We start from the raw sequence: 14108 nt of genomic DNA on the forward strand, positions 1-14108 counted from the left end.
TGTTTATATGTAGTTTAATTTATTGATATGTATAATGTTTTATCTGTTGTTCGTAAATTGTGCTATGGGTGTTTTTTAGCACTAATTAAGCTAATTAGTATGGAAAAATATGAGATTGTTAGATATTTATGCGGGAAAAAAAGCATTTATGAGAATTCAACAAGAAGGCTTTAGTGCTGATTTGTTTGACACTATATTAGGTGCTTCTGGTGGACCTAAGTGGTTCGTACTTGCAGGGCTTGACCGTTATATTTTTCCAGAATTTTTTGCAGGGCGAGCTAAGCCTATACATGCAATTGGCTCTTCGGCAGGAGCATTTCGAATGGCTTGTTTTGCTCAACAAGATCCCTTAGCGGCGATTAATCGTTTGGCCGATAGATATTCGCATACGGTTTATTCAGATAAACCAACTGCCAAAGAAATAACCCAAAAAGGTGTGGCTTTACTTGACTATGTATTAGGTGAAAATGGCCCAGAGCAGATTATTAATAACCCCTTGATTAAAGCGCATTTTATAGTGGCTAAATGTAAAGGCTTAACAAAGCATGAAAACAAACTCATACAAATGGCTGGTTTAGGATTAAGTGCCGGGGCTAATTTTATTAACCGACGTTGGTTGGACAAATTTTATCAAAGGTATGTTTTTTCTGTTCCAAATACAAAGTTAAAATTTAACGATCCTTATAGTCTTTCGTCTTTTTCTGCTGAGCTTTCTAAGCAAAATTTATCACAAGCCTTGATGGCTTCAGGCTCTATCCCCGTTGTGATTGAAGGTGTGCAAGATATTCAAGGAGTGCCAAAAGGAGTTTATCGAGATGGTGGTATAATTGATTACCATTTTGACCTTAAATTTGCTCCTGTAGACGGTTTAGTTTTATATCCCCATTTTTATTCCAAGGCAGTCCCCGGTTGGTTTGATAAATCTATTAAAAACCGCACTCCACATAGCAGTAGTTACGATAATGTGGTGATGTTAGTGCCCTCTGATGAATTTATAGCAAATTTGCCTTATGGCAAAATACCAGACCGAAAAGACTTTGAAACTATGCCCGCAGAACAAAGAATTAATTATTGGCAAGCAGTGATTTCTCAAAGTGATCAACTAGGTCAAACATTTAAAGATTTGTTTGATAAGCAGCAAGTTGTACAGCAAATTAAACCTATTGAGTTTTGCTTTTAAAAAAAATAATTTATATTTTAACTTTACCGTGTTTTAAGATTTTTTATCGATTACTTCTAAATTAAGCTTAGTGGTAAATTAAAAGTGCATATTTAGATCTATTTATTTGTCAGTGATTCTTGTTGTGGCATAATTTATCACTTCCTTTGGTTAATAATGATACCTTGGCTTTGTAATAATACTGGATGAGTTAACAAGCTGTTTAATTATGGCTTTACAAAGACCTGTATATTGGTGTAGATTGTTAACAATAAACTGTAACTGCTTGGTTTAGTTAAGAATGAATATAAATAAAATTAAAGCAATAGAAATAGAATTATACAACATCCCTTTAGCTGAAGTGTTATCTGATGCCAAGCACGGAGACCATACTCATTTTGAATTGATATTGTCTCGTGTAACCTGTGAAGACGGCGCTCAAGGTGTAGGCTATACCTACACCGGCGGCAAAGGGGGCAGAGCAATATACTCATTGCTGCATGATGAAATGCGTCCTTTGTTAACCGGTAAAGATGCATCGCAAATCGATGAGATTTGGGATAAGTTACAGTGGGAATATCACTATGTAGGCAGAGGGGGGATTTTAAGTTTTGCTATTTCAGCTATGGATATCGCCCTTTGGGACATTAAGTGTAAACGACTTGGCCAGCCTTTGTGGCAAGTAGCAGGCGGTGCAAGTAATAAAACTAATTGTTATGCTGGTGGTATCGATCTCAACTTCTCAGAAGAAAAGTTACTAAACAATATTCAAGGGTACTTGGATAGAGGGTTTGAAGCAGTAAAAATCAAAGTTGGTAAAGAAGATTACCTCGAAGATGTTAGCCGTGTGGCTGCTGTACGCAAAACGATTGGTCCAGACCGTGTGTTTATGGTTGACGCAAATTATTCATTAAGCGTAGATGAAGCCATTCGGTTTGGTAACGCAATTGAGCAATATAATATTACTTGGTTTGAAGAGCCTACCATTCCTGATAATTACCTAGGTTTTGGTGAAATTTCTGAGGCGATTAACATTCCACTTGCCATGGGCGAAAACTTACATACTTTCCATGAGTTTGAATATGCTGTAGCTCAAGCTAAACTTGGTTATTTACAACCAGATGCTTCTAATATTGGTGGTATTACTGGCTTCTTACAAGTTGCTGATTTAGCTGCAAAACATAATTTGCCGTTATGTAGCCATGGTATGCATGAATTGCATGTTTCGCTGTTGGCATCTCAACCTCATTCTGGTTATTTAGAAGTGCATTCATTCCCGATTGATGAATATACTCATTATCCGATAAAAATCGATGAAAATGGCTATGCAGTAGCTCCAGATGTTCCCGGTACTGGGGTAGTGTTTGATGATGCGTTGTTAGCTCCACATTTAGTTAAAAAGTCTTAAGGTAAAATTATGCAAGCAGCACAATATATTGGTAATAAATCATTCACTGTAGTTGAAGGGACTTCAATTGCGCCTCAAGCGGGTGAAGTTCGTTTAAACGTTGGATATGTAGGGATCTGTGGAACAGATATGCATATTTATCATGGTGTAATGGATGCACGTGTTAATCCTCCTGCTACTATCGGCCACGAAATTTCAGGTGTGGTGGCTGAATTAGGTGATGGCGTTACAGGTTTTGCCATTGGTGAAAAAGTGGTAGTTCGTCCTCTTGATTGGTGTGGCGAATGTCCAACTTGTTTAGCTGGACACACTCACATTTGTCAAAACCTTAAATTTATGGGTATTGACACTCCTGGTGCTTTCCAATCAAGTTGGACAGTGAAAGCTCGTACCTTACATAAATTGCCTTTAGGTGTTGATCTCAAACAAGGTGCCTTAGTAGAGCCTTTATCTGTTGCATGTCACGATGTACGTCGTTCACGTTTAAAAGCAGGTGAAAAAGCTGTGGTACTCGGGGGAGGCCCAATTGGCCAGTTAGTGGCTGCTGTTGCTAAGAGTGTCGGTGCTGAAGTGTTGGTGTCTGAACCAAACGAAAGCCGACGTGCATTTGCTGATGAGTTAGGAGTTAAATCAGTTAATCCAATTGAACAAGATTTAGCTGCTTATGTTGATGATTGGACAGGCACTAAAGGTGCTGATGTAGTATTTGAAGTATCTGGTGTATTACCAGCCATTGAAGCCATGACTCAAGTGGCTGGTCGTCGTGGTCGTATTGTTATGGTCGCTATTCACTCAACTGCGCCACCGATTGATTTGTTTCAGTTTTTCTGGAAAGAACTAGAATTATTAGGTGCTCGCGTTTATGAAGCCGCCGATTTTGATTGGGCGATTGAATTAATCTCGTCTGGTGAGATTGACCTAAAACCATTTATAAGCTCGGTAAACCCTCTAGCTGATATTGGCAATGCCTTTGCGAGCATGGATAACAATCCACAAGGTATGAAAGCATTGGTTGAATGTAACGCAGAATAATTGATATCAAAAAGAGCTTTATAAAAAGGTTTGGTATCAGAGCTTTAAATAAGAGATTTTAAAAATGAATAGTATGTTTGAAAAATTTAGCCTTGAAGGCAAAGTGGCTTTAGTTACAGGTTGTAAACGTGGTATTGGTAAGGGTATCGCACTAGGTTTAGCTGAAGCAGGCGCTGACATAATTGGTGTATCTGCTAGTTTAGAGCTTGAAGGTTCTGCAGTAGAAAAAGAAGTAAAAGCGTTAGGTCGTAACTTTAAAGCGTATCAATGTGATTTTTCAGATCGTAAAGCTTTATATGCTTTTATCGAACAGGTCAAAGCTGACTATCCACAAATTGATGTGTTGATTAACAACGCCGGTACAATTTTACGTGCACCAGCTGCTGAGCACGGTGATGACTTATGGGACAACGTAATTGACGTTAACCTTAATTCACAATTCATTCTAAGCCGTGAAATCGGTAAAGACATGGTTGAGCGTGGCGCAGGTAAAATTATCTTTACTGCTTCATTATTAACTTTCCAAGGCGGTATCACAGTTCCAGGGTATGCAGCCAGTAAAGGTGCGATTGGTCAATTGGTGATGGCTTTATCTAACGAATGGGCTGGTAAAGGCGTGAACGTAAACGGTATTGCTCCAGGTTACATCGATACCGACAACACCGAAGCGCTACGTAATGATCCAGAGCGTTCTGCTGCTATTTTAGGTCGTATTCCACAAGGCCGTTGGGGTAACCCAGAAGACTTTAAGGGCCCTGCAGTATTTTTGGCCTCTGAAGCGGCAAGTTATGTTAACGGCGCTATCTTATTGGTAGACGGCGGTTGGATGGGGAGATAATCCTGATGAGCTCATTAAATTTCCAATTTAAGAACAATGTAAACTTTATCGATGGTGAATACGTCGCATCTAAAGCTGATGGCATCATTGAAGTATTGAGCCCATCTACCGGTGAAAAAATCGGTGAAATTCCAGAAGGCTGTGCACAAGATGCACAACTGGCTCTGGAATCAGCAGCCGCTGGGCAAAAGAAGTGGGCGAAACTTACGGCGCGTGCTCGTCAAAATATCTTGCGTGTTTTCGCTAATAAAATTCGCGAAAATAGATCGCTTCTAGCGCCTATGCTAGTGGCAGAGCAAGGTAAATTGTTATCAGTTGCTGAGATGGAAGTAGACGTAACCGCTACTTTTATCGACTACGCTGCAGACAATGCTTTGACTATCGAAGGTGACATTTTACCTTCTGATAACGAAAACGAAAAAATTTATATTCATAAAGTACCACGTGGTGTTGTGGTAGGTATTACTGCTTGGAATTTCCCACTAGCTTTAGCTGGTCGTAAAATTGGCCCAGCTTTGGTTACAGGTAACTCAATTGTATTAAAGCCTACTCAAGAAACACCACTAGCCACTACTGAATTAGGCCGTATCGCTAACGAAGCGGGTATTCCAGCAGGTGTGTTAAATGTAATTAATGGTTCAGGTTCAGTTGTCGGTCAAGCCCTTTGCGAAAGCCCAATTACTAAAATGATCACCATGACAGGTTCAACTGTTGCCGGTAAACAAATCTATAAAACCTCGGCAGAATACATGACACCAGTTATGTTAGAGCTAGGTGGTAAAGCCCCTATGGTGGTGATGAACGATGCTGACGTTGACCAAGCGGTAGAAGGTGCCTTATGGGGACGTTTTGCTAACTGTGGTCAGGTATGTACCTGTGTTGAACGTTTATACGTGCAAGAAGGTATTTACGACGAATTCATGGCAAAGTTTGTACCAGCAGTTAAAGCTTTGAAAGTTGGCGACCCAATGAACCCAGATACACAAATGGGTCCTAAGTGTAACCAGCGTGAAATCGATAATATCGACCACATAGTGCAAGAAAGCATTAAGCAAGGTGCAACGGTTGCAACCGGTGCTAAAGTAGCTGATGTAACTGGTTTTGAAGGCGGCTGTTGGTACGAGCCAACCTTACTTGTAGATGTAAAGCAGGATAATATTGCGGTACACGAAGAAACTTTTGGTCCGGTATTACCGATTGTTAAAATCAAAGATATTGATCAAGCTATTGAGTACTGTAACGACAGCGTCTATGGGTTAAGTGCGTATATCTTTACTAAAGATTTCTTTGGTATTAACCGCTTTATTGAAGAACTAGAAGTAGGTGAAGTGTACCTTAACCGTGGAATGGGTGAGCAACATCAAGGTTTCCATAACGGTTGGAAACAATCAGGTTTTGGTGGCGAAGACGGTAAGTTTGGTCTTGAGCAATACCTAGAGAAGAAAACGGTTTATTTAAAAGAGGTATAAAACCCTCTTTTAAAAACGGTACGTAAAAAGCTTTATTTAATAAGTTTTATGTAAAGTTTAAAACTATACAAAAGACCAAGGTGAAAACCTTGGTCTTTTTTTATGCACAACGTTTGGTGAAGCGCTACGAGCATGAAGCATTCGCAAGCTAATTAAGATTATTCACTTCGTTCACCGTCATCTCGGTAACTGCTCCATGCGTTACTCTACCTTCCGCCGTCCATGGCGGTTGCATGCGTTTTTGATACAACATCCTTGTTGCACCAGTTACTTTTAAAAAGACTCAAAAGTAACCACAAATTCATCGGGAATGAATTTGAACATCCTTAGGATGACCCGAAGGGTGAAATGCAAGGATGCATTTCATAAAACGTCTATTGGTCCACAAACTTCCCTAATCTAAAAATATCTATCCTTAAATGTCGAAACGGGCATAAGCCGCCTCCCTGCTATGAAAGATGCCTTAAAGCAATTTACCTAAAGTTAGTCAGAAGCACATCCATGATAATATGCACCCAGTCTTGCCCTCCATGGCAAGCCGTTTAACAGGACGAAGCTTCGCTTCTAAAGAAACCTGCTTCACCCAGGATAGATATTTTTAGGAGAAGTTTCAGTCGCGTGAAAATCAAAAGCATGTGCTTCGCACATTGGGTTTTAAATAATGGAACTTTAAATACCTGTAATGGCGAAGTCTATTGCGTTGATAATTTATTCTCTTAGGGATCTCATTGAGCCTATTGGATTTTGTAAGAACTGTGGTGGCATTGAAGTTAGTTGAGGTGTGAGTATAAGGTAGGTGTTTCCTTCGTAATCTAGGGTGGGGGTTAACTTGTTGAGTGTTTTATTTTGGAAAGCCCTAGCGTTTCCTAAGGGGATCACTAAGCGTGTGGATAAATCATCTAAAATGGGATGTTGAATATCGACTATATACGGAATGCCTGACGCGTTTTAATACTCGGGTTGGTATAGACGTCAAACTGAGTCATTAAAATTCTCGATACTCTTCACTAAAACAGCGGCTGTCTTCAACAAATTGGTTATACACTGAAATAGCCTGTTTGTTTTCCTGCTTCCATTTTTCAGCCTCAACCAATTTAAGTTTATCCTTAAGTGCCTGTTCTAAACTAGCAGACAAATTAATATTTAACTCTCTAGTTTTTTGCAGCAAGTCACTGTTAATACTTAAATTAGTCGTTTTTTAGGGGCAGTGGAATTATAGAGTGAACTCATGGAATAGCTCCAAAATTTGTCTTAAATTCCTTAAGCGCATTGTAAAGTTTTCGGTGTTAAAGGTATTCGCTTTGTTTATAGCCATCTCGGTAACTGCTCCTGTGTTACTCTACCTTTCGCCCTCTGCAAGGTGGCTCTTTTTGTCCTTATAGGCGTTGCTCTAAATGGGTTTAGAATGACTAGACAAGATTCAGAGTACCTTTCTTTATAGGAACAAAAATTTACTGCTCTTGCCCTTACTTTGATCTCCTGCATAGTTGATATTCCGGTTAACCTATTGAATAAAAGGGGAAACTATATTTTTACGACATTTTATCCAGTACTGAGGTTAAGTAATCAAGCCATCCTTTAAAAACAAAAACACCTTCTTATTGAAGGTGTTTATCGATTATCGACTGACGGGTAACAACTTGAATCAAGAGCCAAATATCACCACTAATAATGCGAATAGAAATCCGAGTCCTGCTATTTTGATGCCGTTTTTAAATATCGCATTTTTCGGCATAAACATCAGAAAAGAGGAAATGACAAAAAATAGTAAGCCTAGGCCAAAACTAATGTTTAAAATAAACAACGGGCTGCCATGGGTGGCTTTGTGTAGTTTTACCATTTTAGCTAAAGGGGCAGGGTAGTCCTTTTTATTGACAAAGGCTAAACCGGTATTTTTTTCATAATAACCTTGTTCGAAGGTGATTTTGTCTGGTGACTCTTCTAATACTTTTAAGTTTTTAATGTTTAACGCACTGTTAAGTGAGTTTTCATCCAGTTCTACAGAAAGTTGTTTTTCAATGCTGTAGTTGTACTTTAAAAAATCTGTTTTACGGAAAATAAGTAAAATCCCGCTGATTGAATAAACAGCCATGATCCCTGCTAAAAAGTAGCCTAACCATCTGTGGTATTTTCTAAAGTCATTGTGTAATTTAGCTGAAGCCATGTTTTTCTCGTTTATGGTAAAAAATTAAAAAGGTTTATACTTAAAAAGTGAAGTCATAAAAAAGCCACCCAAAAAAGATGGCTATTAGTTTTGTATTTAATACTTAGTCACTAGTAATTTGCATTGCCCGGTGTACGTGGAAATGCAATTACGTCTCTGACGTTTTGCATACCTGTCACATAAGCTACCAAACGCTCAAAACCTAAACCGAACCCTGCATGGGGAACTGTGCCATAACGGCGTAGATCACGATACCAGCTGTAGTCTTCTTTATTTAAGTTCATTTCTTCTAGGCGCTGGTCAAATACATCTAGGCGTTCTTCACGTTGTGAACCACCTATGATTTCGCCAATACCTGGTGCTAAGACGTCCATAGCGGCTACGGTTTTTCCGTCGTCATTAATGCGCATGTAGAAAGCTTTAATGTCTTTCGGGTAGTTTTGCATAATAATTGGTGCGCCAACATGTTCTTCAGCTAAGTAACGTTCGTGCTCAGAAGATAAATCAACTCCCCAATCAACTGGGAATTCGAACTCTTTCCCACAGTTTTGTAATATCTTTATGGCGTCTGTGTAGTCCATACGCACAAAGTCTTGGTCTATGACTTTTTCTAAACGGGTGATGGCTTCTTTATTGATCCGCTGAGCAAAAAAGGCCATGTCATCAGCTCGTTCTGTTAATACAGCTTTGAATACGTATTTCAGCATGTCTTCAGATAGTTGCGCTATGTCGGCTAAATCTGCAAAGGCCACTTCTGGTTCTATCATCCAAAATTCAGCCAAATGACGGCTGGTATTTGAGTTTTCTGCTCGAAAAGTGGGACCAAAGGTGTATATTTTTGACATGGCTGAAGCATACGTTTCGCCGTTCAATTGGCCAGATACGGTTAAGAATGTTTCTTTTCCAAAGAAGTCTTTAGAGTAATCTATATCACCTGTGTCGGTTTTAGGTAAGTTCATCATATCTAAGGTGGATACACGGAACATTTCACCGGCCCCTTCGGTGTCGCTGCCGGTTAGGATAGGCGTACTTATCCAGCAATATCCTTGCTCGTGGAAAAAGCGATGGATAGCCTGAGATAAACAGTTTCTAACACGAGTAACTGCGCCAATCACGTTAGTACGTGGGCGCAGATGGGCGTGTTCACGTAAATATTCAATACTATGACGTTTGGCCGACATAGGGTAGGTATCTGGGTTTTCTACCCAACCCACAATAGTAATCTTTTGCGCATCGATTTCTAACGACTGGCCTTGGCCTTCAGATGCTTTTAATAGGCCAGTAGCTTCGATGGAACAACTGGCAGTAAGTTTTTGAATGTCGGCATAATTTTTTAGAGTATTAAGGGCAATAACCTGAATGGGATCAAAACAACTACCGTCGTGTAATGCCACAAAGGATAAACCTGCTTTTGAATCGCGGCGAGTTCTAACCCACCCTTTAACGGTGACTTGGTCACCAACTGAATAATTACCGGCAAAAATGTCTGCCACCGGAGCATGCGCCATGTACTTCTCTCCATATATCTGGGTTATTGTGGCCTATTAGCCTAGTTTATTTTAATCTTTAGGTCTTTTATTAAAAGGCGGTAATTTAGCTGAACTTCATTGTAAATTACATCTTCAAGGTATCAAGATAAAACAATGCCAAGACGATTTAGCCTAATGAAAATTTGGGGTTAGCCGAAAACAATATTAATATAACAACAATCTCTGGGTTGTTAACTTAGCTATTTACACAAGATGTGTGATATTACGCAGGTGACACCTAGACTCAAGAAAAATCATAAATTTAATATGAAAACACAAGCAGCTTTAGTTCAACCCAATCGATATTATATGAAAATGAATGAACCATCAGACAAATCGTTTAAAAATAGACGTAAGACGCCACGAGAAAATGATAGGTTTTTTCAGATAATGGTGGGAGTGAATGTATTAGGTTGGTTCGTGTTTATCGCCGCTCTGTTGGTCTTTCATGATGCTAGACCTGAATTTGTTTCTGGGGTGCAAGCATTTTGGGGTGTTGAAGGACGAGAGGAATGGTCTGAAACCCTAAGTATTTATTTGGTGGGATTGCTTTGTTGCTGTGTCGCAATTAGTGCCGCTGTGTTACTAATGAAACGTAAACGCAATAGACGAGAAAAAGATCAATACGGCATAAACGGTTATGTCTTGATGTTTATTGCTATCTCTAGCTTAATTATTTTATATTTTGAATTTAATCCATAGAGCCTGCTTGGCATTGGAATTCTTTATGTTAAAACAGGACCTAATTTGAACTTGTCGATTAACCCCAATTTTCGTCATCAAATGCTCGAAGTGGGGGCTAAGAAATCTCGGGTTTTTGTGATTGACGATTTCTTAAATGATCTTAAAGCATGCACATCATGATGCTAGTTTTCAACTTGAACGGTTAACCTCATATCCAGGAATTAGAGCTAAATTACCTACGAGTTACACCGAACTGGTAGCTGAATTTTTATTACCTCTTTTTCAAAGAGTAAACAAGTTCCAACAGGGGTAAATTTAACTGTCAAAGCGGGTAAATACTCGCAAATTTCTTTAATAGAAGATGAGTTAGAAGAGCGACATTGCTTACCTCATTATGACAATACCAACCCTTATTATTTTGCTGTTTTGCATTATATTAATCCAGGGGTGTTTGGTGGTACGTCATTTTTTCATCATAAACCTACCGGGTTTGAAAGGATTAATCAATCACGAAAACCTCAGTATTTGCAGTCGGTAACTGAATTTTTGCAAGCCCATCCGGGCACTTTTTATCAACAATATTTTACCAAAGCAGATCTTCAGTTTGATTGCTCAACAACGATTGGTTACCAACAAAATCGACTGTTAGTTTACCCAGGGAGTTTGTTACATTCTCCAGCCGTTCATCCTACTAAGGATATTAACAGCGATGTAAAAGTGGGGCGTTTGACAGCAAATATGTTTATTGACTTTGAATAATCCCAAAAAGTAATTCTATACCTTTGGCAAATTTATCTTCGTGCATACCCGCATAACCAATACGTATATAACGATCTTGGTTATTTTCGGCTATTAATTGATATTGGCTTTCATGTTGAATACGGATATTACATTTTTTGGCTTGCTCACTAAGTTGGCTGGCGCTTATCTTGCTATCCGTAACAGTGTTCTGTTTGAGGTTAACCTGCTTAAGTTTAACCCAAAGAGCCATACCACCATCGGGGATTTCAAATTCAAAACAGCCATAGCTGTGTAATAGACTGATAGCATGATCTCTACGATGTAAATTGGTCCGAGTGATCCGCCTCAAGTGACGTTCAAATCCTCCGTCCTGCATCCACTTAGCTAAAGCAGATTGCATTAATACGTTACTTTTGTGGCAAATTAATAACCTGTATTCAGTGATGGCCTTAGCTAATTTTTTATTAACAGCGACTAAGCCGATTCTAGCCCCTGGAAACATAATTTTTGAAAAGGTAGACATATAGATAACCAGTTGTTGCGGATCTTCAGATGCCATTGGTGGCAACGGTTGGCATCGATAATGAAATTCATGATCGTAATCGTCTTCGATAATAGGGATCTTATGTTGACAGGCTAGTTGATATATTTTCATTCGACGGGAGACTGATAATGTAACTGCAGTGGGGTATTGGTGCAGTGGGGTTAGATAGATTAACCGAATATTACCTTGGCTAATTTTTACAGCTAAGTCTTCTGGTAACAAGCCTTGTTCATCTTGTTGAATGCAAACTAATTCAGCACCTGCGTTTTTAAAAATTGACATGGCCGGAGGATAATTAATACCTTCAACAGCTACTTTGTCCCCTGGTTTTAGTAACAGTTGAGCAAGGATATACATGGCTTCTTGTGAGCCATTGGTAACAACCACTTCTCGATTGGTTATGGCTCTAGATTTTCGTAAATATATTTTTATTTGTTCAATTAGCTCTGGTGTACCTGCACTTTCGCCATAAGACAATTGTGATGTTTGCGGGCGAGCTAACACGGCAGACATATGCCGTTTGAATTCATTAAATGGAAATAACGATAGGTCCGGCTGGCCACCTGAAAAATTATAAGTGAATTGTTCCGCTGGATAGTCCGTAAGCTTGATCCCATTCCTAACTAATCTAAAATCAAAAGATCTTTGCCGAGTTGTAACATTTGAACTGGATTGGCTTTGTTCAATTGGCAGATTAGCCACCACTGTATAACCCACTCTTTGTTTAGACTCTATCCAGCCCTCGGCAATTAACTCGGCAAAGGCTTTCATCACTGTATGGCGGTTAATGTGCATATCTTGGCTAATAGACTTTACCGAAGGGAGATTATCTTTAGCCAATAACTTGCCGTTTCTTATGGTATTTCTAATCGCCTCTGCCAACTGCAAATATTTTGGTATATCTGAGTTTGTATTATTTGATTCAAATATAGTCACTGGTCTATCATTATATTTAAATGTGGTTGTTTACGTTAGACCATAAAATACAGATAGTAAACCTACTTATTGATTTGTTACAACAGTTAAGTAGGGGAAAACAATGAATGATTTAAGAGAAGTTGCTTTAGAAGAAGTTGCTTTAGAAGAAGGTGTCTTAGAAGAAATTACTTTAGAAGACGGCTATGTGGCTTTAGAACCTATGACACAAGGTAGAACAAAAGATCTGTATGAGGCCGGAAGAGATCTAGCTATCTGGAAGTGGACCACCTCAAATTATTGTTCGTCTATGGCTGCCACTGAAACTTGGGTAAATACTTGTTTGCGTAATTTTGCAAACGCAGAGCAGCAACCATTTGTTATTGTAGATAAAAGGTTAAACAAGGTTGTTGGCTCAACGAGTTACCTGAATATTGCATTGCAACATAAAGTCATTGAAGTGGGTTATACCTTTTTAAATCCGAGGGCTCAACGTACTTATATAAACAGGCGATGCAAACTTCTATTGTTAACTCATGCTTTTGAAACATTAAAGTTAAATAGGGTTGCATTACAAACCCATGAAAAAAACCAGCAATCTAGGCGGGCCATATTAGGTATTGGTGCCAAGTTTGAAGGCATCCATCGTTATGCCCGTATTCAACATGATGGAAGCATTCGAAACAGTGCGTTTTATTCTATTATTAAATCCGAATGGCCCGCAGTGAAACAGGCCCTAAAGCAAAAGGTAAACAAACCTTAGGAAGTGAGTCATATTTGTATCGAAACAATATAGCTAAATATGAATCTGAGTTGTTAAATCAAGACAGTATCGTGGCTCCTGATCATATCGATAAACTTTCAGCAGCTATTGTTGGATTCAAAATTGAGTTAACTGATTGGCAAGGCGATGAAAAGTGAGGACAGTATAAAAGTATCTTAGCGCAAAAGTAGGTGTATGCTAAGTTGAGTCAATCTAACACTGCTGATGAAAACTTATTGGCTAAATATATGTTAAAGCGTAATCTTGGAGTTGGCACAAATAGTTGATATCGATTTTGCTGGTAACATGAGAAAAAGGTAGGCTTATGGATCAAAAATTCAGACTGTTAATTGAGTTAGGGGCCGGAGAGTTTGAACATGCCCAAACATATTTAATTGAGTACCTTGAAAGTACTCGGTGTATGTTGAAGTCATGGATCGCATCAGAAATAATGCAGGACGCAGGTTTATATCATCTAGCTTATGATATTAATGCTACTGATAGTAAATTGTTTGATGAGGCTAGACGCAAACAAGTGGCGGCAATTGTAGGGGCTAAGGCTGAGTCTATCATTTATCACTACTGCGCATGTGATTGGGGAGGTTTTTTAACCCATACAAGCCAAGAGCAAGAGCCTATTTTTTATGATCGATATACTGCACGCCATTTCAAGATTGACTCTGAGCTTGTACACAACTTGTGTGAACTGAAGGCTGCAATTGAAATTAATAGGGTTTTACATCACCCGAGTTCGATACAAAAGAATAGTGAAAGATTAAAAATATTGTTTGGTCAGATACAGGAGCAGCTTAGTGCCCCCGCGCAAAGAAAAATTAACCAAGTATTGAGTGATAATTAGGGC

General features: G+C 39.0%; 14 protein-coding genes and 1 pseudogene. 10 read left to right on the plus strand and 5 right to left on the minus strand.

From position 1 onward, the window contains the following. The first annotated feature begins 109 nt into the window (after positions 1–109). The 5 genes from L0668_RS01395 to aldA all read left to right on the plus strand — a co-directional run bounded on the left by L0668_RS01395 (position 110) and on the right by aldA (position 5906). Positions 110–1180 (plus strand): patatin-like phospholipase family protein, encoded by a 1071-nt coding sequence (locus tag L0668_RS01395; RefSeq protein WP_235310271.1) that lies wholly within the window; start codon positions 110–112, stop codon positions 1178–1180. A 280-nt stretch (positions 1181–1460) separates the two neighbouring features. Next, a complete protein-coding gene (locus tag L0668_RS01400; RefSeq protein ID WP_235310272.1) occupies positions 1461–2567 on the plus strand; it encodes a mandelate racemase/muconate lactonizing enzyme family protein in 1107 nt (368 codons plus the stop codon). A gap of 9 nt (positions 2568–2576) precedes the next feature. Then, positions 2577–3599: a zinc-dependent alcohol dehydrogenase gene (locus L0668_RS01405; protein WP_235310273.1), complete on the plus strand. Its 1023-nt coding sequence runs from the start codon at positions 2577–2579 to the stop codon at positions 3597–3599. A 73-nt stretch (positions 3600–3672) separates the two neighbouring features. Beyond that, positions 3673–4437 carry a 2,5-didehydro-3-deoxy-L-galactonate 5-reductase gene (locus L0668_RS01410; RefSeq protein WP_235310679.1) on the plus strand — a complete coding sequence of 255 codons (765 nt, stop codon included), beginning with the start codon at positions 3673–3675 and terminating at the stop codon, positions 4435–4437. A 5-nt stretch (positions 4438–4442) separates the two neighbouring features. Beyond that, on the plus strand, positions 4443–5906 hold the full coding sequence (gene aldA / locus L0668_RS01415) for an aldehyde dehydrogenase (protein WP_235310274.1): 1464 nt from the start codon (positions 4443–4445) through the stop codon (positions 5904–5906). A gap of 708 nt (positions 5907–6614) precedes the next feature. Here the strand turns inward: aldA and L0668_RS01420 are convergent. The 4 genes from L0668_RS01420 to asnS all read right to left on the minus strand — a co-directional run bounded on the left by L0668_RS01420 (position 6615) and on the right by asnS (position 9578). After that, a complete protein-coding gene (locus L0668_RS01420; RefSeq protein ID WP_349815624.1) occupies positions 6615–6842 on the minus strand; it encodes a CcdB family protein in 228 nt (75 codons plus the stop codon). 49 nt (positions 6843–6891) lie between these two features. Next, complete coding sequence (locus tag L0668_RS01425) at positions 6892–7074, minus strand: type II toxin-antitoxin system CcdA family antitoxin (RefSeq protein WP_235310276.1); 183 nt, start codon at positions 7072–7074, stop codon at positions 6892–6894. Positions 7075–7551: 477 nt separating this feature from the next. After that, the gene (locus tag L0668_RS01430) at positions 7552–8070 is read right to left on the minus strand and encodes a hypothetical protein (RefSeq protein WP_235310277.1); all 519 of its coding nucleotides are present in this window, start codon (positions 8068–8070) and stop codon (positions 7552–7554) included. Positions 8071–8180: 110 nt separating this feature from the next. Next, positions 8181–9578 (minus strand): asparagine--tRNA ligase, encoded by a 1398-nt coding sequence (gene asnS, locus L0668_RS01435; protein ID WP_235310278.1) that lies wholly within the window; start codon positions 9576–9578, stop codon positions 8181–8183. A gap of 288 nt (positions 9579–9866) precedes the next feature. Here asnS and L0668_RS01440 point away from each other — a divergent pair, with 288 nt between their 5' ends. Together L0668_RS01440 and L0668_RS20820 are read left to right on the plus strand one after the other, a co-directional pair. Beyond that, positions 9867–10301, plus strand: a complete 435-nt coding sequence (locus tag L0668_RS01440) for a hypothetical protein (protein ID WP_349815621.1) — start codon at positions 9867–9869, stop codon at positions 10299–10301. A 136-nt stretch (positions 10302–10437) separates the two neighbouring features. Next, positions 10438–11042: pseudogene (locus L0668_RS20820) on the plus strand (DUF6445 family protein). On the opposite strand, the gene pdxR reads toward L0668_RS20820, so the two are convergent. Further along, positions 11026–12504, minus strand: a complete 1479-nt coding sequence (pdxR, locus tag L0668_RS01450) for a MocR-like pyridoxine biosynthesis transcription factor PdxR (protein WP_235310279.1) — start codon at positions 12502–12504, stop codon at positions 11026–11028. The pseudogene L0668_RS20820 and the gene pdxR sit on opposite strands and share 17 nt — an antisense overlap. A gap of 103 nt (positions 12505–12607) precedes the next feature. On the opposite strand from pdxR, the gene L0668_RS01455 reads away from it, so the two are divergent. The 3 genes from L0668_RS01455 (at position 12608) to L0668_RS01465 (ending at position 14105) form a co-directional block, all read left to right on the plus strand. Then, the gene (locus tag L0668_RS01455) at positions 12608–13246 is read left to right on the plus strand and encodes a GNAT family N-acetyltransferase (RefSeq protein ID WP_235310280.1); all 639 of its coding nucleotides are present in this window, start codon (positions 12608–12610) and stop codon (positions 13244–13246) included. A 14-nt stretch (positions 13247–13260) separates the two neighbouring features. Beyond that, positions 13261–13404, plus strand: a complete 144-nt coding sequence (locus L0668_RS01460) for a PNPOx family protein (RefSeq protein ID WP_235310281.1) — start codon at positions 13261–13263, stop codon at positions 13402–13404. 167 nt (positions 13405–13571) lie between these two features. Next, the gene (locus L0668_RS01465) at positions 13572–14105 is read left to right on the plus strand and encodes a DUF6817 domain-containing protein (protein WP_235310282.1); all 534 of its coding nucleotides are present in this window, start codon (positions 13572–13574) and stop codon (positions 14103–14105) included. The last annotated feature ends 3 nt before the right edge of the window (positions 14106–14108 follow it).

It is taken from the genome of Paraglaciecola algarum (assembly GCF_021532655.1).
Taxonomy (GTDB): Bacteria; Pseudomonadota; Gammaproteobacteria; order Enterobacterales; family Alteromonadaceae; genus Paraglaciecola; species Paraglaciecola algarum.

Coding starts and splice junctions, on each gene's coding strand:
- L0668_RS01395 (WP_235310271.1), top strand. CDS start 110: ATGAGATTGTTAGATATTTATGCGGGAAAAAAAGCATTTATGAGAATT.
- L0668_RS01400 (WP_235310272.1), top strand. CDS start 1,461: ATGAATATAAATAAAATTAAAGCAATAGAAATAGAATTATACAACATC.
- L0668_RS01405 (WP_235310273.1), top strand. CDS start 2,577: ATGCAAGCAGCACAATATATTGGTAATAAATCATTCACTGTAGTTGAA.
- L0668_RS01410 (WP_235310679.1), top strand. CDS start 3,673: ATGTTTGAAAAATTTAGCCTTGAAGGCAAAGTGGCTTTAGTTACAGGT.
- aldA (WP_235310274.1), top strand. CDS start 4,443: ATGAGCTCATTAAATTTCCAATTTAAGAACAATGTAAACTTTATCGAT.
- L0668_RS01430 (WP_235310277.1), bottom strand. CDS start 8,070: ATGGCTTCAGCTAAATTACACAATGACTTTAGAAAATACCACAGATGG.
- asnS (WP_235310278.1), bottom strand. CDS start 9,578: ATGGCGCATGCTCCGGTGGCAGACATTTTTGCCGGTAATTATTCAGTT.
- L0668_RS01440 (WP_349815621.1), top strand. CDS start 9,867: ATGAAAACACAAGCAGCTTTAGTTCAACCCAATCGATATTATATGAAA.
- L0668_RS01455 (WP_235310280.1), top strand. CDS start 12,608: ATGAATGATTTAAGAGAAGTTGCTTTAGAAGAAGTTGCTTTAGAAGAA.
- L0668_RS01465 (WP_235310282.1), top strand. CDS start 13,572: ATGGATCAAAAATTCAGACTGTTAATTGAGTTAGGGGCCGGAGAGTTT.